Below are 19,536 nucleotides of genomic sequence, written 5' to 3' on the forward strand. Positions count from 1 at the left end.
GTCATCCTTTCACTCCGGATCCGAGGTCGTTCGAGGTGAAGTAGCGCTGGAAGATCAGGAACAGCGCCACCGCGGGTGCGGCGAGCACGACGGCGCCGGCCATCATGGCGCCGAAGGGGTTGGTGGTGGATGCCGCGATGTTCGAGATGAAGTTCGCCAGCGACACCGCCAGGGGCTGCATCGTGGCGTCCTTCGTGATCAGGAACGGCCAGAGGAACTCGTTCCACGGACCGATGAAGGTCAACAGCACCGCGGTCAGCAGCGCCGGGCGCACGAGGGGCAGCGCGACGCTCCACAGCAACCGGAACTCGTTGGCGCCGTCGATACGGGCGGCGTCGAAGAGCTCCTTGGGCAGCTGCAGGAAGTACTGGCGGAAGATGACCACGGCCGTGGAGTTGATGAAGAACGGCAGGATCATGCCGAGGTAGCTGTCGCTCAGGCCGTAATCGCGGGCGATCATGACGTAGAGCGGGATCATCAGCAGCTGGAACGGGATCACCTGCACCAGCAGCACGAGCGCGAAGGTCGCGGAACGCCCGCGCCACCTCAGCACTGCGAGCGCGTATCCGGCGAGCACGCCGAACACGAGCGTGCCGAGGATGACGCCGCCGGTGAAGATGCCCGAGTTCGCCAGGCCCTGCAGCAGGTTGATGCGCCCGTCGATCGCGGTGTAGTTCTCCACCGTCAGGTTCGAGGGGTGCGGGAACGCCCCCGCGATCGAGGTGTCGGGGCTCGTCTGCAGCGACCCGGCGATCATGTAATAGAAGGGGAACAGGAAGGCGAGCGCACCGACGGTCAGCACGCTGTACGTGACGATCTTGCTTCTCATGATTCCTCCCTTCCGACGAACCGGCGCTGCAGCAGCGCGATGACGAGCACGAAGATGATCAGCACCACGCCGATGGCCGCGGCCACGTCGGGGTTCTGCTGTTCGATGCCCTTCTGATAGATGAGGAGCACGGGCGACGTGGACGCGCCGTTGGGTCCGCCGCCGCTCGTGAGCAGGTAGGGCTCGGTGAAGAGGTTCGCGCCCGTGATGGTCGACAGCAGCAGCACGAGGAACGTCGCGGGCCGCACGCCCGGCACGGTGACCGAGAAGAACTGGCGGATGCGCCCGCCCCCGTCCACCGCGACCGACTCGTGCAGCTCGCGCGGCACGTTCTGCAGGGCCGCGAGGTAGAGCAGGATGTAGAACCCGAGGCCCTTCCAGGTGACGAACAGCGCGATCGTGGGCATCGCCAGCGCGGAGTTGACCAGCCACGACGGGTTCGGCGCGAGCGGCCCGAGCACGTTGTTGACCAGGCCCGTGTTCGAGAACAGGAACAGCCACACGGCGACCACGGCGACGGATGCCGTGACGTAGGGCACGTAGAAGGCCACCCGGAAGAACGCGCGGGCGCGCACCGCGCGGTCGAGTGCCGTCGCGAGCAGGATCGAGAGCACCACGGTGAGCGGCACGTTGATGAGCAGGAAGACGCCGACGTTGCCGAAGGCCCGCCACACGTCGGGATCGCTCAAAGCGGTGACGTAGTTGTCGAAGCCGACGAACGGCCGGTCGACGTTGGCACCCGGAGCGGTGAAGAAGTAGTCGTGGAACGACATCCACACCGCGAAGATGATCGGGTACGCGAAGACGACCCCGATGAAGATCAGGTACGGGGCGGAGAACAGGATGCCGAGCGGCTGCGCACCGAACGGGCGGCGCCGCGTCTTGGTCGTGGTCTCCGCGCCCGCCGCACGGCCCGGCCGCCCGGGGTCGCCCCCGGTGCGGCCGGCCGTGCCGGCGACGGACGTGGTCATGTCACTTCCCTGCCGCGAGTTGATCGATCTGGGTCTTGGCATCCGAGAGGAACGTCTTCACGTCGCCCTCGCCGAAGATGACGGCCTTCGAGTAGTCGTCGCGGAAGGCCTGCCAGATCTCCACGGAGTTCTGCACGTTCGGCACCTCGACGGTGCGGGCGGCCTGGTCACCGAACTGCTGGTACGAGGGGTTGGCCGAGAAGTAATCGGCGTAAGTCGTCGTGAGATCGGTGCGCAGCGGCATCTGTCCGGTCTCCTCGAGCCAGGTGCCGTCCTGCTCCTCGCTCGTGGCGAACTTCAGCACGTCCCACGCGGTGGCCTTGTTCTCGCACGCGGTGAACAGGCCGACGTTCTTCGCGTCGCTGAAGGTCCACGTGTCGGAGGCGGCGGTGCCCTTCTCGGTCGGCACGGGCACGGAGCCCCAGTTCACCTTGTCCTTGTAGACCGAGATGGCCCACGGCCCGACGATCGCCATAGCGGCCTGGCCGTCGGCGAACGCGTCGCCCTGGTACTGCTCGTTGCCGGCGAGCTGGTCGCTGTAAATGGTGCGCCAGAAGTCGGCGACCGCTTCGCCGTTCGCGTCGTCGAAGGTCGCCTGACCGTCTTCGACCAGCTGTTTGCCGCCCGTCTGCGCGGCGTAGAGCGGGTAGAAGTCGAACCACGACTGGAAGAACTCGCTCGTGGGCGCCGGGTTGATCGCGTACGGCGCGACCCCGGCCGACTTCAGGGTCTGCGCGGTCTGGAGGAAGTCGTCGTAGGTCGACAGCTTCGGGTTCTCGGCGTCGAGTCCGGCCTGGGCGAAGAGGTCCTTGTTGTAGAAGATCATGACCGGGTTGCTCTTCCACGGCAGCTGGTAGAAGCCGCCGTCGTCGGAGCGGTACTGGTCGGCGAGGTCGCCGCTGCGGTCGGTGATGTACTGCTCGCCGTCGGGGAAGTCCGACAGGTTGACCAGTCCGCCCTGCTTTTGGAAGCCCGGGACGGCCGCGGGCGAGGTGTTGAAGATGAGGCACGGCGCGTTGCCGGCGGTGATCGCGGCCCCGATGACCTCTTCGCTCGAGGATCCGGCGGGGATCTCCTGCGCGGTGACCTGCTGGTCGGGGTTGGCGTCGTTCCACGCCTTCACCATCTGCTCGCCCCACGCGATCTCGGCGTCGTTGTTGGAGTACCAGATGGTGATCGGGCCGCGGGCGTCCATGCCCGAGCTGGCTCCTCCCCCGCCGCTGCAGGCGGACAGGGCCAAGACGCCGGTGGCGGCGAGTGCTGTGGTCAGAATGCGTCGTCGCATGTCTTCCTCCTTGTGTGTGCGGGATGCCCCGCGGTGCGTCAAGCGGTCGGCGGCGCCCCGGTCGAGGCGCGGACGATGAGTCGGGGATCAGGCAAAGCGAGGGCCTCGGCAGCACCGCCCGTGGTGGCGGCCAGCAGCGCGCGAGCGGCGGCGGCCCCCCAGCCCCGCGCGTCGGTGGCGACACTGGTGAGGGCCGGGAAGAGGTGGCGGCCGATCTCGGCGTCGTCGAACCCGGTGATCGACAGGTCGCGGGGCACGACCAGCCCGCGGCGCTGCGCACGACCGAGGCCGGCGATGGCCATATTGTCGTTCGAGTAGACGATCGCCGTCGGAGGCACGTCGGCGTCGAGCAGCGCATCCGTGGCCCGGGCGCCGTCGGCCGCACTGAAGTCGGTCGGCACGACCCGGGACCGGATGCCGCGGTCTGCAGCCGCCGCCTCGAACGCCGCCGTGCGGCTGCGGCCGTGGAGCATCGCGGTGGGGCCCGCCACGTGGGCGATGTCGGTGTGGCCGAGGTCGGCCAGGTGGTCGACCGCGAGACGGATGCCCGCTCCGTCGTCGACCGACACCGAGGTGAAGGGGCTGTCGACGTCGGGGACGCCGAGTGTGACGGCGGCGATGCCGAGCTCGGCGACCAGCGCGATGCGGGGGTCGCCCGCGCGGAGGTCGGAGAGGATCACGCCGTCGACGCGGCGATCGGCGACCAGGCCGCGGTAGGTCTCCTCCTCGTGGCGACCGGGGGTGGCCGCGGCCAGCACGAGCACCTGGCCCGAGACCGAGAACTCGTCTTCGACGCCCGCGATGAATGAGGGGAAGAAGGGGTCGGCGGCGATCACGTCGGGGCTGCGACCGATCACGAGACCGCACGCGAACGCCCGGCCGACGCTGAGCGAGCGAGCCCGGAGGCTGGGGCTGAAGCCCATGTCGGCGGCGACGGCGAGGATGCGGTCGCGGGTGTCGGGGGCGACGCCCGCGCGGCCGTTCAGCGCGAACGAGACGAGGCCCTTGCTCACGCCGGCGCGGCGCGCGACATCGGCGATGGTGGGTCGCGTGTCGTTCGTCATCCGTCACTCCGTCGTGGGGGCCTGCGGCCTAAACCGGTTCAGTAGTCAGAACTCTAAACCGGTTCAGGGATAGGAGTCAAGACCTTGCAGGGTTCCCCCAGGGTGCGGTTGGCTCGGAAATCCGCGCGCGGGTGGGCAGCGCAACCCCCGCCCGATGTCGGACCCCCTGAGTAGCCTGAGCGACATGAGCGAACGCGAATACGACCTCATCGTCATCGGTGCCGGCCCCGTCGGCGAGAACGTGGCCGACCATGCCGTGCAGGCCGGCCTCACCGCCGTCATCGTCGAGTCCGAGCTCGTCGGCGGCGAGTGCTCGTACTGGGCCTGCATGCCGTCGAAGGCCTTGCTGCGCAGCGCGGCCGCGTTGCGCGCCGCACGCGACGTCGACGGGGCGAAGCAGGCGGTCACGGGCGACCTCGACGTCGCGGCCGTGCTCCGCCGTCGCGACACCATGACCAGCAACTACGACGACTCCGGTCAGGTGCAGTGGCTGCAGGGCGCGGGCATCGACCTCGTGCGCGGCCACGGCACCCTGACCGGCGAGAAGACCGTGCGGGTCACCGCCGCCGACGGCACGACCACCGACCTCGTCGCGCGCCACGCGGTCGCGGTCTGCACCGGGTCGGCTGCGCTCCTGCCCGACATCCCGGGCCTCGCCGACATCTCACCGTGGACGAGTCGCGAGGCCACCGCCGTCGAGCAGATCCCCGCATCCCTCGCGATCATCGGCGGCGGCGTCGTCGGCGCCGAGATGGCCACCGCGTTCCAGAGTCTCGGCAGCGAGGTCACGATCATCGCGCGCTCCGGCCTGCTCGGCGGCAACGAGCCGTTCGCCGGCGAGCTCGTCACCGACTCCCTGCGCGAGCGCGGCGTCACCGTCAAGACCGGCGCCGACATTACCTCCGCTCGTCGCGACGACGACGGCCGCGCCACGCTCGAGCTCTCCGACGGCACGACCGTCACGGCCGACGAGGTGCTCGTCGCGATCGGTCGCACGCCCCGCACGCAGGATCTGGGGCTGGATGCCGTGGGCCTCAAGCCGGGCACATGGCTCGAGGTCGACGACACCCTCCTCGTCCGCGGCTTCGACTGGCTGTACGCCGTGGGCGACGTCAACCACCGGGCGCTCCTGACCCACCAGGGCAAGTATCAGGCGCGCGCGGCAGGCGACGTGATCGCCGCCCGTGCGAAGGGCGACAAGATCGACGACGCTCCGTGGGGCGCTCACGTGGCGACCGCCGACCACGACGCCGTGCCGCAGGTGACGTTCACCGACCCCGAAGTGGCATCCGTCGGTCTCACCGCGAAGAAGGCCGACGAGAAGGGCCTGAACGTCAAGGTGGTCGACTACGACCTCGCGAGCATCGCCGGCTCGAGCGAGCAGTCCGACGCCTACGTCGGAAAGGCCCGCGCGATCGTCGACCTCGACCGAGGCGTGCTGGTCGGTGCGACCTTCGTCGGCCCCGACATCGCCGAGCTGCTGCACTCCGCGACCATCGCGATCGTCGGCGAGGTGCCGGTGAAGCGTCTGTGGCACGCGGTGCCGTCGTACCCGACGGTCAGCGAGGTGTGGCTGCGCCTGCTCGAGACCCTGGGTCGCGACTCGGCCTGAGGCGGGGCGGGCGCGCGCTGTCGCTCGACGCTCGAGCGAGCCGGGCGTTGATCTGTCGCGCCCGGATCCGCCCTCTCCTCACCCGGTGCCGACGGAATACGGTCGCTTCATGTCACGCCTCATCGCCCTGATCCGTGGAGTCGGTGGACCCACGGCGATGAAGATGCCCGCGCTGCGCGAGGTCCTGGCATCCGCCGGTCTGGGCGAGGTCGACACGCTGCAGGTCGCGGGCAACCTCGTGCTCGACCCGGGGCGACGCAGCTCCGCCACCATCGCGAAGACGGTCCGCGCGGCGGTGCGGGAGGGGTTCGGCTTCGACCTGCCCGTCATCGTCCGCACCCACGCCGAGCTCGCCGACGCGCACGCGCGCAATCCGTTCGCGTCCGACCCCGAGGGTCACTGGGTGCAGACCGTCTTCCTCGATCAGCCCGCCGCCACGACCACGCTCGAGCTCCCCACGGGCGCGCCGGAAGAAGTCGTGGTCGACGGGCGCGAGGTGTTCGTCCGCTACCCCGACGGCATCGGACGGTCGAAGGTGCAAGCGAGCTACATCGAGAAGCGACTCGGCGTCGTCGGCACGGCGCGCAACGCCAACACCGTCGCGAAGCTCATCGAGATGAGCGCGTGAGCGCAGCGGCATCCGTCGCCTCGGGAGACACGGGTGCCGGAGGGCCCGCCGAGCGCTGACGGATCGTCACGGCGATCGCCGCGCACGCGATGACGGCGAGACCACCGGCCACGGTCCCGAGGGTCAGCGACTCTCCGAGCACGAGAGCCGCCCAGCCCAGCGACAGCACCGGCTGGGCGAGCTGCAGCTGGCTGACGCGCGCCATGGGTCCGATCGCGAGTCCGCGGTACCAGGCGACGAACCCGAGGAACATGCTCACCACCGCGAGGTAGGCGAACGATCCCCACGCGGCGGGATCCGCGGTGACCGGCGTGCGGATCGCGGAGAAGAGGGTGAGGCCGACCATCACGGGGCTCGACAGCACGAGCGCCCACGAGATCGTCTGCCACGCGCCGAGTTCGCGCGCGAGCACCCCGCCTTCGGCGTAGCCCACGGCGGCGGCCACGACCGCGCCGAGCAGCAGCAGATCGGTGGCATGCAGCCCCTCACCGCCCGAAGCGCCGACGGCGAAAGCCACGGCGACGACGGCTCCGATCGCCGCCGCGATCCAGAACCCGCGGCCCGGTCGCTCGCGCGTGCGGAGCACCGCGGCCACGGCGGTGGCGGCGGGCAGCGCCGCGATCACGACCGCGCCATGACTCGCGGGTGCCGAGGTCAGGGCGAACGAGGTCAGCAGCGGAAAGCCCAGCACCACTCCCCCGCCGACGATCGCGAGGCGTGCGGCCTGCCGGGCCGACGGCATCCGCGACCGCGTCACCGCGAGTGCGACCGCCGCGATCGCCGCGGCCACGACGGCCCGCCCCGCCCCGACGAACAGCGGGTCGAGCTGCGCCACGGCAACGCGCGTGAAGATCACGGTGAACGAGAAGGCGACCACGCCGAGGCCACCCCACACGAGGCCGCGTCGCGAGACATATCCGGATGCCGACTGCATCCCCCCACCCTGCGAGACCGGGCGCCGCGCTCGCGCGGTCCACTCGCCCCCGCGTGGCCCGCGGCGGTCCCCTCCGGTTTGGGGCGGTCCCCTCCGGTTTGGGGCGGATTCCGTCGTTCGGGGCGGATGATTCACGCCCCGAACGACAGAACGCGCCCCGAACGCGACCGCTGCCACCACCGAACCCGCCGGTCCGGTACGCCTTCGCGTCCAGCGAGTTGCCGCGATTGCGGGCTCGCTTCTCGGCTACACCTCAACGGTCGAAGTCGCAGTCGCCCCCGACCTCGGCACCGGATGGGCGCTCGCGTACGCCTGCGCACGCCGGATCTGCCGCAGTTGCAGCGGGATCACGACCGCGAGGCCGACGATCACCAGTCCGAGGAAGATGGCGCTGAACACGCGGAACGCAGGGTCCGAGGTCTCCGACAGGAGAGTATTGATCTGCAGGATCCCCTGACCCGCGATCAGCGCCCCCAGCGAGATCAGCTGGTAGGTCAGAAGAGCGGGAGCCACGGGTGCGTACCGCGCGGCGGCCTCCTCGTCTTCCGGAGTGAGCTCCACCTTCTTGTTCCCCAGCACCACCTTGCCGATGGCTCGCAGACGCCCGAGGTCGCCGTCAACGAGCGCACGGGCGCGTCGACCAAGCCGGTAGGACGGGAACATCGCCCCCACGCCGCCTCCAATGAACAGCGTCATCGCGATGGGGAGACCGACGAGCGGGAACCAATTCTCCTCCGCCCCGAAGATCAGGCCGAGTGAGAGCGAGAGGATTCCCATGATCACGAAGGTGATGACGGCGGTCAGCGCGATGCGACGGATGTCACGGCGTCGCTCTTCCGGTGGGTAGATCGACGCCACCTCGCCGGCGACCTGATGACGATCCGCGTTCCGCAGCGCAGGGCCGATGGCGTACGCCGCGGCCATCAGCACGGCTCCCCCGGCGATGAAGACGACCGGAAGCCACGTCGGAGCGCCCACCAGAACCGCATACGCGATGATCAGCGCGACAGAGGCGATCTCGACGACGCCCATGACGATCCACATCCGGCGGAACATCTGGCGCGATCCCCGAGACCTGCGGGGGTCCCAAAAGGTCAACCACGACCCCATGAGCATCGGACCGACGGCGAATCCGCCGATCGCCGCGGTCGCGAGGAACACCTCCCCGCCCGCTCTTCGAGGAGAGGTCAGCCCCAAAAGGACACCGGCACCCAGCGCGTAGGCCAGCAGCACGACGATGACGACCACCAACACCGCCACGCGCGACGCTCGCGACATTCTTCCGGCCACGTCTCCGGACTCCTCACCGCGACCGACGATCGCTCACCGAAAGCTATCGACCCGTCCGCGCCGGAAGCTCGCACTGGCGGTTCGCGGGGTCTTGTGAGTGCGTTACCGCTTGATCCACTCGTCCCCCGCCGTCGGCGCTTCGCGCCCCTCCGGGTTCGGGGCGGATTCCGTCGTTCGGGGCGGGAAATTCACGCCCCAAACGACAAAGTGCGCCCCAAACCGCACCCCGCGAACCCACGCAACGCCCCGCCAACGCCAACGCCAACGCCCCGCCACCGCCAAGATCCACGCCACACCCCCACACACCACACCGCCCCCGCAACCGAGGTCACGAGGGCGGCGCGAAGCGCGACGGCTCAGTGGAAGAAGTGACGCTCTCCCGTGAAGAACATCGTGACGCCGGCGGCGCGCGCGGCGTCGACGACCTCGGCATCCCGAACCGATCCACCGGGCTGGATGATCGCCGAGATCCCGGCGTCGATCAGCACCTGCGGCCCGTCGGCGAAGGGGAAGAACGCGTCGGATGCCGCGACCGAACCGGCAGCACGGTCGCCGGCCCGCTCGACGGCGAGGCGGCACGAGTCGACGCGGTTGACCTGGCCCATGCCGATACCGACGGTGGCCGAGGCCTGCGCGAGCACGATGGCGTTGGACTTCACCGCGCGGCACGACTTCCACGCGAAGATGAGGCTCTCCATGTCGGCTTCGGCGGGACGCTCGCCCGAGACGAGCTCCCAGTTCTTGGCGACCGACTCGATGTCGTCGGGGAAGCGGTCGGCGTCCTGGAGCAGCAGTCCGCCCGAGACCAGGCGCACGTCCATCGACTCCTGCGTCCAGTCGGCGGGCAGTCGCAGCACGCGCAGGTTCTTCTTGAGCTTGAACACTTCGAGCGCTTCGGGCTCGAAGTCGGGCGCGATGATCACCTCGGTGAAGATGTCCCGCAGGTTCTCGGCCATCTTGAGCGTCACGGTGCGGTTCGCGGCGATCACTCCACCGAAGGCCGACACGGGGTCGCACTCGTGCGCGCGCAGGTGCGCCGAGGCGATCGGGTCGAGCGCGTTGGGGGCGGCGACGGCGATGCCGCAGGGGTTCGCGTGCTTGATGATCGCGACGGCGGGCTTGACCATGTCGAAGGCGGCGCGCAGGGCGGCGTCGGCGTCGACGTAGTTGTTGTACGACATCTCCTTGCCCTGCAGCTGCGTGGCCTGGGCGATGCCGTGACCGCCGACGCGCGTGTAGATCGCGGCGCGCTGGTGCGAGTTCTCGCCGTAGCGCAGGGTCGACTGGCGCTCGGCCTGGATCGTGAGGTGCGCGGGCAGGTCGATGTCGTCGCCGAGCGTGCCCTCGGCGAACCAGGTCGACACGGCGGTGTCGTAGGCGGCGGTGTGCGAGAAGGCGCGGGCGGCGAGCTCGCGGCGCTGCACGAGGGTGGTGCCGCCCTGCGACTGCACGGCGTCGATGATCGCGGGGTACGACTCGGGTGAGACGACGATGGCGACGTTGGCGTGGTTCTTCGCGGAGGCGCGGACCATCGCGGGGCCGCCGATGTCGATCTGCTCGACGACGTCGTCTCCCTCGGCTCCGGATGCCACGGTCTCGACGAACGGGTAGAGGTTCACGACGACGAGTTCGAAGGGGCGGATGCCGAGCTCGTCGAGTTGCGCTTCGTGCGAGGCCAGGCGCAGGTCGGCGAGAAGACCGGCGTGCACGTTGGGGTGCAGGGTCTTCACGCGGCCGTCGAGCGACTCGGGGAAGCCGGTGACGGCCGAGACATCGGTGACCTCGAGGCCCGCGTCGCGCAGCAGCGTCGCCGAGCCGCCGGTCGAGACGATCTCGACGCCGGCTGCGGCGAGGGCTTCGCCGAGCTGCAGCAGGCCGGTCTTGTCGCTGACCGACACGAGGGCGCGGCGGATGGGGACGATGTCGCGGGGACGGTAGTCGGCGGGGTCGTGGCGGGGTCCGGCCATGGCTTTCGGCTCCTGTGTCTCGAGTCGGGTTCGTCCGCAGCGGGCGAGCGCCCGCCGCGCGGGTCAGGCGGTTCGGGATGCCGCGGCGGCGAGGTCGAGCTCGCCCTCGGCGATGCGGCGCACGACGTCGATGAGCAGACGTCGTTCGACGGGCTTGATGCGCTCGTGCAGGGTGTCTTCGGTGTCGCCGGGCAGCACGGGGATGCGCTCCTGCGCGAGGATCGGCCCTGTGTCGACGCCGGAGTCGACGACGATGACGCTCGCTCCGGTCTGCTCGACGCCGGCGGCGAGGGCGTCGCGCACGCCGTGGGCTCCGGGGAACTCGGGGAGGTACGCGGGGTGGGTGTTGATGATGCGGGGTTCCCACGCGGCGACGAGGTCGGCCGGCAGCAGGCGCATGAGTCCGCTCAGCACGACGAGGTCGGGGTTCCACACGGCCAGCTGCGCGCCCAGTTCGGCGCCCCACTCTTCGCGGCTCTCGAACGAGTCGTACGCGACGAGGAAGCTGGGGATGCCGAAGTGCTCGGCGTGGGCGAAGCCGTCGGCTTCGCGATCGGCACCGACCACCACGACGCGCGCCGGAAAGTCGGGGGCGGATGCCGCCTCGAGCAGGGCGCGGAGGTTGGAGCCGGTGCCGGAGATGAGGACGGCGACCGTGAGCACGCGCTCAGTCTACGCAGGTGGGTCGGAGCGTGCCGAAGCGGGTCAGCGGTCGTCGCGGTGGCCGTCGCGGTCGGCCGAGCCCCAGGCTGCGCGGATGCGGGCGCGCTCCTCGTCGGTCAGGCCGACCTCGGTGCGCTCGGGCGTCGCGACGGGCGTCGCGCTGGGGCGCGCGGCATCCGGTTCGGTGAACGTGCGGGGCCAGACGTCGGAGGCGATGCCGGTTCCGGGCGCCGCGAGCACGGGAGCGGGTCCGGTCGCGTGCTCGTCGTGGTCGAACGCGGTGTGCGCGCGGGGGGCCGGGACGAAGGCGGGAGTCTCGTCGCGGTGCTCGACGACCTCGGGCGGGGCGTCTCCGCCGACGCGGGGGCCGAGCAGCATGATCGCAAGGCCGACGAGCACTTCGAGGCCGAGCGCGAGCGCGAGGGGGCCGGGCTGCGGGCCGGTCTCGACGAGTCGTCCGGGCCCGATCGCTCCGCTCGAGAGCACCGCGGCGAGCGCACCCGCTCCGCCGGTGAGCACCGCGACGCTGAGGGCGACGACCAGCCGGGGCGCGACGGGTTCGTGGTCGTCGTTTAGCGGCATCCGGGATCGCAGGATCCACCCGGTCAGCGCGCCGACCGCGACCGGGAGCAGCACGAGCAGCAGCAGCCACGACGAGGTGGTGTCGGGCACGGCGCCGAGCACCGGGATGCCGGGGAGCGCGCCGACCTGCGTCGCCGCCGGCGTCACGGCGGTGTCGGTTCCGAGTGCGAAGCCCGGGCCGGCCGTGAACGACAAGGCCCAGAGCACGAGCGTCGGCAGGTACATCAGCTGCCCGAGCGCGATGACGGTCGCTCCGAGAGCGTCGGCGTTGCTCGCCTGGAAGAGGCCGATCACCTGCGTCGAGCGCGCGATGAGGCCCACGACGACCACTACCGAGGCGACGGCGACGAGTCCGAGCGCGGTGACGGCGAAGCCGCGGATCGCGAGGGCGGGCACGAGGGCCCAGTCTCGCGGCATCCGCGCGATCCACCCCCGCACGGCGTCGACGGGGCCGTCGTCACCGACCCGCCAGGCACCGAGCACCGCTCCGATGAACGAGGGGGCGACGAAGAACAGCGACGGCAGAAGGATCGAGAGCCAGGTGTCGGATGCCACGAGCGCGGCGTTCGACGTGAGTGCGACGACCGTGGTCAGGGCGGTGAAGACCACCGAACCCGACAGCCAGCCGGTGAGCGCTGCTCCCGCCTCCCCGGCGCGGGCTCCCGAGCGCGCGGCGAACAACGCGGTGAAGGCGGCGAAGGCGAGCGGCGCGAGCGACAGCGTGAAGGTCGCGAACGAGGGGTCGATGCCCGTCGCCGCGAGATACGTGTCGGGCAGGGTCAGGGTCACCGGCACGAGGTGGCCCAGGTGCCATACCGCGGCCGATGCCGGCCAGAGGGCCGACCAGTCGGGATTGCCGATACCGAACACCCACAGCAGGGTGAGCGGTGCGAGCACCACGGCGATACCGCCCGCGGCGGCCAGAACGGCGTCGAGAGCGGCCAGAAGGGCGACGAGGAGGCGATGCATGGGCGAGAGGAACCCTACCCGCGCTCCCCCAGCGCTCTGCTCAGGCGCGGCGGCGAGCGCGCGAGAAGAGGCCGCGCAGCCCGGCGCAGAGGCCGCGCGAGGAGGACCCTGCCACCTCCGCAACCGAGGTCCCTGAGCCTGTCGAAGGGTCCGCAACCAACGCACGACCGGGGGCTTCGGCAAGCTCAGCCACCTCTGCGACCGAGGACCCTGAGCCTGTCGAAGGGTCCGCAACCGACGCACAACCGGAGGCTTCGACAAGCTCAGCCACCTCCGCGACCGAGGTCCCTGAGCCTGTCGAAGGGTCCGGAACCGACGCACGACCGGGGGCTTCGACAAGCTCAGCCACCTCCGCCACCGAGGACCCTGAGTCTGTCGAAGGGTCCGCAACCAACGCACGACCGGGGGCTTCGACAAGCTCAGCCACCTCTGCGACCGAGGTCCCTGAGCCTGTCGAAGGGGCCGGGACCACCTCCGCAACCGAGGCCCGGGGGCGGCGCGCCGCGGCCCACCGCTCCCACACCACCGTCGCCAGGCGCGGGTCCGCGCCGATCGGGGCGGTGGTGAGGTCGGCATCCGCCTTCTCGATCACGCGCGAGAAGTGCCCCGGGGCGAGCACGTAGCTCGCGGCGACCGTGCGGCGGCCGTCCGCGCGTGCTGTCGCCACGGCATCCGGAATGCGGGGGTCGGATGCCGCGGCGTAGGCCGTGACGACGGGACCTGTCACACCGGCGTCCGCCATCAGCTCCGCCATGCGTTCGACGTCGACCACGGCGCCCGGGCGGGTGGATCCGGCCGCGGCGAGCACGACGGTGTCGTCGGGAGCGGCCCCGGCCGCGCGCACGCGATCGGCGAGAATCTCGGCCAGCACCGGGTGGGGTCCGAGCGCGGGCGCGACCGGGAGGCCACCCGCGGCCTCCACCAGGTCGACCTCGGTGTGATAGCCGGTCGACAGCAGCAGTGGTACGATCACGATGTCGTCCGTGCGCTCCCGCGCTGCGGCGACCACGTCGGACACGTACGGACCGTGCACGTCGACATAGGCCTCGAGCACCTCGACGCCCGCGGGAGCGGTGGAGCGCAGCACCTCGAGCAGCTCGCGCACGACGACGCGACCCTCTTCGAACCTCGTGCCGTGGGCGCAGGCGATCAGTACGGCGGTCATGCGTCCTCCTCGTCGATCACGTCGAGCCGGTATCCGCGCTTGTAGACGGTGCGGATCAGGTCGAGCCCGCCGAGCGCCTCGCGCGTGCGGGCCACCGCCACCTCGACGGCGTGGCCGCTGGACTCCGCGCTCGACAGCGCGGCGATCAGGTCGGCGCGCGAGACGACGGCCCCGGGGTTCTTGGCGAGTGCCCGCAGGATCTCGACGCCGGTGCGCGGCAGCGGCGTGAACTCCCCGTCGAGCACGATCCCCGATGAGCGGATGCCGAGACGCCCGACCGTCGTCGGGATGAGCGCCGCGTCCACCCCGCCGTAGTGCGTCACCACGGCTCGCACGAGCGCGCCGAGTCGTCCGCGGTCGGGGATGAGCGGGGTGATGCCCGCCTCGAGGAGGGGACTTGCGGTGATGGGCCCGACGGCGGCGACGAGCACGTGCCCGCGGGCGGCTCGCGCGGCCACTCCGTCGAGCGCGTCGGCCCGTTCGGCCGCGAGGATCCACTCGCGCGCGGCGGGGGCCGAGGTGAACAGCACCGCGTCGATCTCTCCCCGCGCGACCTGCTGGGTCGACGCGGCGACGATCTCGGGGTCGGGCGGGGGACCCCAGCGGTAGATGGTGAGGCTGGTCACGCGCGCGCCGGCCGCCTCGAACGCCTCGTCGAGACCGTCGGCCCCCGAGCCGTGGTGCTGCACAGCGACGTGGAGTCCCTCGATCCCCTCGGCCACGAGGAAGTCGCGCAGTTCGGCGGCCGTCTCGCTCTCGGCGACCCAGTCGGCCTCGAACCCGGCCTGCTGGATCGCGCCGCGCGCCTTGGGGCCGCGGGCGACGATCCGTGCGCTGTCGAGCACGGGGGCCAGAGCGTCGTGCAGGCCCGCCTCGTCAGCGGTCTCCATCCAGGCGCGGAACCCCACGCCGGTGGTGGCCACGACGACGTCGGGCGGATCGTCGACCAGCGACCGCGTCTGCGCGATCAGCTCGTCGTCGTCGACGTGCGGGACGATCGTGAGCGCCGGCGCGACCCGCACGCGCGCGCCGTGACGTTCGAGCGCGGCCGACAGCTCCCCCGACCGCCGGTCGACGGGAAGCAGCACGGTGCACCCCTGGAGCACCGTGCTGATCGTCCGCGCGGGTGTGGTCACCCGATGCCCTCGCTCCGGCCGACCGTGACCGCGACCGACGGCGCAGGGGCCTGAGCCGCAGCGGGCGCCGCGACCGGCAGCAGCAGATCGGCCCGGGCGACCTCGCCGAACACCAGCACCGCGGGATTCGCGAGGCGGTGAGTCTCGGCATCCGCCATCGCCGTCGCGAGCGTGGTGCGGATCGTGCGCTGAGCGGGCGTGTGGCCGTTCTCGACGAATGCGACGGGCCGCGTCTCGGGAGCCCCGGCGGCGCGGGCCGCGGCGACGAACCGCGGCAGGGCGCTCACGCCCATCAGCGCGACGACCGTGGCGCTGTCGTCGCGCAGGGCGGCGAGGGTCGCTTCGCTCGGGGTCTCCTGACCGTTCACGACATGCAGGGTACCGGCGACGCCCCGGTGCGTCACGGGAATGCCCGCCGACGAGGGAACGGCGATCGCGCTCGAGATGCCGGGCACGACCTCGACCGCGATCCCGGCCTCTCGGCACGCGATGACCTCTTCACCACCGCGGCCGTAGACGAACGGGTCGCCGCCCTTGAGTCGCACGACCCGCAGCCCGCGAGCGGCGCGGTCGACGAGGATCGCGTTGATCTCGTGCTGCGGCACCGGGTGGTGCTGCGGGCGCTTGCCCACGTCGATCAGCTCGACGTCGTCGCCGAGCTCGGCGAGCACGCCGGTGGGGCCGAGCCGGTCGTGCACGACGACGTCGGCCTCGGCCAGCAGCGCGCGGGCGCGCACCGTCAGCAGATCGATCGGGCCGGGACCGCCGCCGACGAGCGCCACGCTCCCCACGAGCGGGCGACGTCGGCGGCGGAGCGGAAGGGCGCCTTCGGCGAGGCGCTGGGCGATGGCGTCGCGCACGGCGACGCTGCGGCGGGGGTCGGCGCCCGCGGTGGAGACGACGCCGACCATGACGTCGCCACTCGTGGTCTCGGCGGCCAGGCGCGCGGTGCCCTTGCCTCCGTGGCCCGCGTTGACGCACCACACACGGCGGGCCTCGGCTGCGGCGACGACGGCGGCGTCGACGGATGCCGCGCCCGTGGCCGTGTGGCAGAACCAGGCGTCATCGAGGTCTTCGGCGGCGAAGGCGCGCGCCTGCCATTCGATGTCGCCCGCGGCGGCGAGCGCGGCGAGACCCGGCGTCGCGACGGGGGCGACCACCCGCACCCGGGCGCCGGCGGCGCGCAGCCGCGCGATGCGCTTCTCGGCGACGGAGCCGCCGCCCACGCACACGACGAGCTTGTCGGTGAGGTCGAGTCCTGCGAGAGCGATCATCGGGCGTCTCCTTCTGCGAGGTCAGCATGCGCGGGATCGGCGTGCGCGGGATCAGCGTGAGCGCTGCCCGCCGGCACCGCGCCGGTCACGAGCTTCACGAACACGTCCCCGTCGGCGACCGCGACCGGGTGCACGGCCACGGCCAGCGGCTCCTTGCCCTGCGTGTCGAGGCAGGCTCCCGTGCGCAGGTCGAACACCTGCTTGTACATGGGCGAGGCCACGGTGGGCACTCCCCCGCGGTCGCCGACGATCCCGCGCGAGAGCACCGCCGCCCCGCTGAACGGGTCGATCTGGTCGGTCGCGAAGATACGGCCGTCGAACGTGCGGAACAGCCCGATCTGCCGGTCGCCGAGCAGCGCCGCGGCCCCGCGCTCCACGAGCAGGTCGTCGACGCGGCACACGCGGATCCAGCCCTGCGCCGCCGGCCCGTCGGCAGCGCCGGTCGAGCTCGACGTCACGGCCGGGGTCCCGGCATCCGGAGTCGTCTGCATCAGGGTCATGACCGCACCGCCAGCGTCGTGCCACCGATGAGCACCGCGCCCGACGCGCGTTCCTCGGCCGTGGCGGGTCGGGCCTGGCCGCGCTCGGCGACGTAGGCGAGCGAGGGGTCGGCCTTGTCGGGGGCGTTCACGAAGCTCTGGAAGCGCTTGAGCTTCTCGGGGTCGGCGAGGGTCGCGGCCCACTCGTCTTCGTACGCGTCGATGTGGGATGCCATGGCCCGATCGAGATCGTCGGCGATGCCGAGCGTGTCGTCGAACACGACGCCCTTCAGCGCCTCGAGTCCGCCCTCGTAGTCCTCGGCCCACGGCGCCGTGCGCTGCAGCCGGTCGGCGGTGCGGATGTAGAACATGAGGAACCGGTCGATCGCCCGCAGCAGCCCCTCGTCGTCGAGGCCCTCGGCGAACAGCACCGCATGACGCGGGGTGAAGCCGCCGTTGCCGCCGACGTAGAGGTTCCAGCCGGCCTCGGTCGCGATCACCCCGATGTCCTTGCCGCGGGCCTCGGCGCACTCGCGCGCGCAGCCCGAGACGCCGAACTTGAGCTTGTGCGGCGAGCGGAGGCCTCGGTAGCGCAGCTCGAGCTGCACGGCCATGCCGACCGCGTCCTGCACGCCGTAGCGGCACCAGGTCGAGCCGACGCACGACTTCACGGTGCGCAGCGACTTGCCATACGCGTGACCGGATTCGAAGCCGGCGTCGACGAGACGCTTCCAGATGTCGGGCAGCTGGTCGAGGCGGGCGCCGAACAGATCGATCCGCTGGCCGCCGGTGATCTTCGTGTACAGCCCGAAGTCGCGCGCGACCTCGCCGATCACCACGAGTCCCTCGGGCGTGATCTCGCCGCCCGGGATGCGCGGGACGACGCTGTAGCTGCCGTCGCGCTGGATGTTGGCCATCACGTGGTCGTTGGTGTCCTGCATCGTCGCGAGCTCGCCGTCGAGCACGTGCCCCGAGTACAGGCTGGCGAGGATGCTCGCGAGAGCCGGCTTGCAGAGGTCGCAGCCGCGCCCGGTGCCGAAGCGCTCGACGATCGAGGTGAAGGTGCGCAGCCCCGACACCCGCACGGCGTCGAACAACTGCGCCCGGGTGAACGAGAAGTGCTCGCACAGTCCGTTCGAGACTTCTTTTCCGGATGCCGCCAACTCGGTCGCCACGAGCTTCTTCACCAGCGTGAAGCACGAGCCGCACGCGGCCCCGGCCTTGGTGCAGGCCTTGACCTCGCCGGCATCCGCGCACTGGTGTTCGGTGACGGCCTCGCGCACCGTTCCGGCGGTGACGCCGTTGCACGAGCAGACGATCGCGTCGGCGGGCAGGTCGCCCTGCGGGGCCGGGGCGAGGTCGGAGGGCATGAGGTAGGCCGCGGGGTCGCCGCCGAGGGCACGACCGACGAGCGGGCGCAGCGAGGTGTACGCCGAGGCGTCGCCGACCAGGATGCCGCCGAGCAGCGTCTGCGCGTCATCGCTCAACACGAGCTTCTTGTACACGCCCGACACCGGGTCGGCGTAGGTGACGTCGAGGGCGTTCGGCGTCTCGGCGAACGCGTCGCCGAAGCTCGCGACTTCGACGCCCGAGAGCTTGAGCTTGGCCGAGGTGTCGAACCCGGGGAAGGCGGCCTCGCCGCCCAGCAGGCGCGTCGCGGCGACCTCGGCCATCGCGTAGCCGGGCGCGACGAGACCGATGCACTGCCCGTCGAAGCTCGCAACCTCGCCGATTGCCATGATCGCGGGATCCGAGGTGTCGCAGCCCTCGTCGATTACCACGCCGCCGCGGGGGTCGACCCGCAGCTCGGCGGCACGGGCGAGCTCGTCGCGGGGCCGCACGCCGACCGTGAAGACCACGATGTCGACGGCCTCCCACGTGCCGTCGCGCAGCTCGAGGCCGCACACGGCGCCGGTCTTGTCGGCATCCACCCGGGTCGTCACCGAGCTCGTACGCACCTCGATACCGCGCGCTTCGATGAGCCGCTGCAGGGTGCGCGCCCCGCCCAGGTCGAGCTGCGCCGACATGAGGCGCTCGTTCGACTGCAGCACGAACGGCGAGACGCCCTCGGCCTGCAGAGCTCCCGCGGCCTCGAGTCCGAGCAGACCGCCGCCGACGACCGCGCCGCGCAGGGGCCGACCGAGCTGGGCCGAGCGCTTCGCGACCCACGCCCGCATCGCCGCGACGTCGTCGAGCGTGCGGTAGACGAAGCAGCCCTGGTGGTCGAAGCCGTCGAGGGCCAGGCGCGCCGCGAACGAGCCGGTCGCCAGCACGAGGCGGTCGTACGCGTGCGTCGACCCTCCGGCCGTGGTGACGGTGCGCGCCGCGCGGTCGATCGCCGTGACGCGGGCGTCGGTGCGCACCCGCACCCGGTCGTGCTCGAGCACGGCGGGGTCGAGGGCGAGGTCGTCGGGGGTCTTGCCGCTGAAGTAGCCGGTGAGGCCGACGCGGTCGTACGGGCCGCGGGCCTCGTCCCCCAGCACCGTGACTGACCAACGGCCGTCGGTGTCGCGGCTCGTGAGGCTCTCGACGAAGCGGTGGGCCACCATTCCCGCACCCACGACCACGACGGATCCGGATGGAGCGGGGTGGAGCATGCCGTCACCGTACGCGGCGGACTTTGCCGAGGCGTCAGCGGCGTGTTTCGTTCCGGTTGCGGGGTTCGAGCGGGCCATGCCCCGACGCTAG

The 19,536-nt window shown here is 71.4% G+C and carries 16 protein-coding genes; 2 read left to right on the plus strand and 14 right to left on the minus strand.

Annotated elements, in window-relative coordinates; all coding sequences use genetic code 11:
• Window position 1 precedes the first annotated feature (1 nt).
• The 4 genes from RWH43_RS02115 to RWH43_RS02130 are packed head-to-tail and all read right to left on the minus strand — an operon-like array spanning window position 2 to window position 4,149.
• Window positions 2-829: a carbohydrate ABC transporter permease gene (locus RWH43_RS02115; RefSeq protein WP_144782543.1), complete on the minus strand. Its 828-nt coding sequence runs from the start codon at window positions 827-829 to the stop codon at window positions 2-4.
• Window positions 826-1,800, minus strand: coding sequence for a carbohydrate ABC transporter permease (locus RWH43_RS02120; RefSeq protein WP_144782545.1), 975 nt, complete (start codon window positions 1,798-1,800; stop codon window positions 826-828). Before RWH43_RS02120 ends, RWH43_RS02115 begins: the two co-directional genes overlap by 4 nt.
• A 1-nt stretch (window position 1,801) precedes the next feature.
• Entirely contained in the window at window positions 1,802-3,085 is a 1,284-nt protein-coding gene (locus RWH43_RS02125; protein WP_144782547.1) for an extracellular solute-binding protein, read from the minus strand.
• A gap of 38 nt (window positions 3,086-3,123) precedes the next feature.
• Window positions 3,124-4,149: a LacI family DNA-binding transcriptional regulator gene (locus RWH43_RS02130; protein WP_144829162.1), complete on the minus strand. Its 1,026-nt coding sequence runs from the start codon at window positions 4,147-4,149 to the stop codon at window positions 3,124-3,126.
• A 184-nt stretch (window positions 4,150-4,333) separates the two neighbouring features.
• Here RWH43_RS02130 and RWH43_RS02135 point away from each other — a divergent pair, with 184 nt between their 5' ends.
• Both RWH43_RS02135 and RWH43_RS02140 read left to right on the plus strand, forming a co-directional pair.
• Window positions 4,334-5,761 (plus strand): dihydrolipoyl dehydrogenase family protein, encoded by a 1,428-nt coding sequence (locus tag RWH43_RS02135; protein ID WP_316000547.1) that lies wholly within the window; start codon window positions 4,334-4,336, stop codon window positions 5,759-5,761.
• Between the two features lie 109 nt (window positions 5,762-5,870).
• Window positions 5,871-6,389, plus strand: coding sequence for a DUF1697 domain-containing protein (locus RWH43_RS02140; RefSeq protein WP_316000548.1), 519 nt, complete (start codon window positions 5,871-5,873; stop codon window positions 6,387-6,389).
• On the opposite strand, the gene RWH43_RS02145 is transcribed toward RWH43_RS02140, so the two are convergent.
• The 10 genes from RWH43_RS02145 to nirB form a co-directional block, all read right to left on the minus strand.
• Complete coding sequence (locus tag RWH43_RS02145; protein ID WP_316000549.1) at window positions 6,370-7,323, minus strand: DMT family transporter; 954 nt, start codon at window positions 7,321-7,323, stop codon at window positions 6,370-6,372. The genes RWH43_RS02140 and RWH43_RS02145 overlap by 20 nt on opposite strands.
• A gap of 246 nt (window positions 7,324-7,569) precedes the next feature.
• On the minus strand, window positions 7,570-8,613 hold the full coding sequence (locus RWH43_RS02150) for a hypothetical protein (protein WP_316000550.1): 1,044 nt from the start codon (window positions 8,611-8,613) through the stop codon (window positions 7,570-7,572).
• Window positions 8,614-8,969: 356 nt separating this feature from the next.
• Window positions 8,970-10,580 carry a bifunctional phosphoribosylaminoimidazolecarboxamide formyltransferase/IMP cyclohydrolase gene (purH, locus tag RWH43_RS02155; RefSeq protein WP_316000551.1) on the minus strand — a complete coding sequence of 537 codons (1,611 nt, stop codon included), beginning with the start codon at window positions 10,578-10,580 and terminating at the stop codon, window positions 8,970-8,972.
• Between the two features lie 63 nt (window positions 10,581-10,643).
• Window positions 10,644-11,243: a phosphoribosylglycinamide formyltransferase gene (gene purN / locus RWH43_RS02160; RefSeq protein WP_154096099.1), complete on the minus strand. Its 600-nt coding sequence runs from the start codon at window positions 11,241-11,243 to the stop codon at window positions 10,644-10,646.
• A 42-nt stretch (window positions 11,244-11,285) separates the two neighbouring features.
• Complete coding sequence (locus RWH43_RS02165) at window positions 11,286-12,794, minus strand: cell division protein PerM (RefSeq protein WP_316000552.1); 1,509 nt, start codon at window positions 12,792-12,794, stop codon at window positions 11,286-11,288.
• A gap of 40 nt (window positions 12,795-12,834) precedes the next feature.
• On the minus strand, window positions 12,835-13,959 hold the full coding sequence (locus tag RWH43_RS02170) for a sirohydrochlorin chelatase (RefSeq protein WP_316000553.1): 1,125 nt from the start codon (window positions 13,957-13,959) through the stop codon (window positions 12,835-12,837).
• Window positions 13,956-15,095, minus strand: a complete 1,140-nt coding sequence (locus RWH43_RS02175) for a uroporphyrinogen-III synthase (protein ID WP_316000554.1) — start codon at window positions 15,093-15,095, stop codon at window positions 13,956-13,958. The genes RWH43_RS02170 and RWH43_RS02175 overlap by 4 nt, the downstream gene beginning before the upstream one ends.
• The gene (cobA, locus tag RWH43_RS02180) at window positions 15,092-16,369 is read right to left on the minus strand and encodes a uroporphyrinogen-III C-methyltransferase (protein WP_316000555.1); all 1,278 of its coding nucleotides are present in this window, start codon (window positions 16,367-16,369) and stop codon (window positions 15,092-15,094) included. Before cobA ends, RWH43_RS02175 begins: the two co-directional genes overlap by 4 nt.
• Window positions 16,366-16,869: a nitrite reductase small subunit NirD gene (gene nirD / locus RWH43_RS02185; RefSeq protein ID WP_316000556.1), complete on the minus strand. Its 504-nt coding sequence runs from the start codon at window positions 16,867-16,869 to the stop codon at window positions 16,366-16,368. The genes cobA and nirD overlap by 4 nt, the downstream gene beginning before the upstream one ends.
• Window positions 16,866-19,445 (minus strand): nitrite reductase large subunit NirB, encoded by a 2,580-nt coding sequence (gene nirB, locus RWH43_RS02190; RefSeq protein ID WP_316001105.1) that lies wholly within the window; start codon window positions 19,443-19,445, stop codon window positions 16,866-16,868. Before nirB ends, nirD begins: the two co-directional genes overlap by 4 nt.
• Between the last annotated feature and the right edge of the window lie 91 nt (window positions 19,446-19,536).

It is taken from the genome of Microbacterium algihabitans (assembly GCF_032464975.1).
GTDB lineage: Bacteria > Actinomycetota > Actinomycetes > Actinomycetales > Microbacteriaceae > Microbacterium > Microbacterium algihabitans.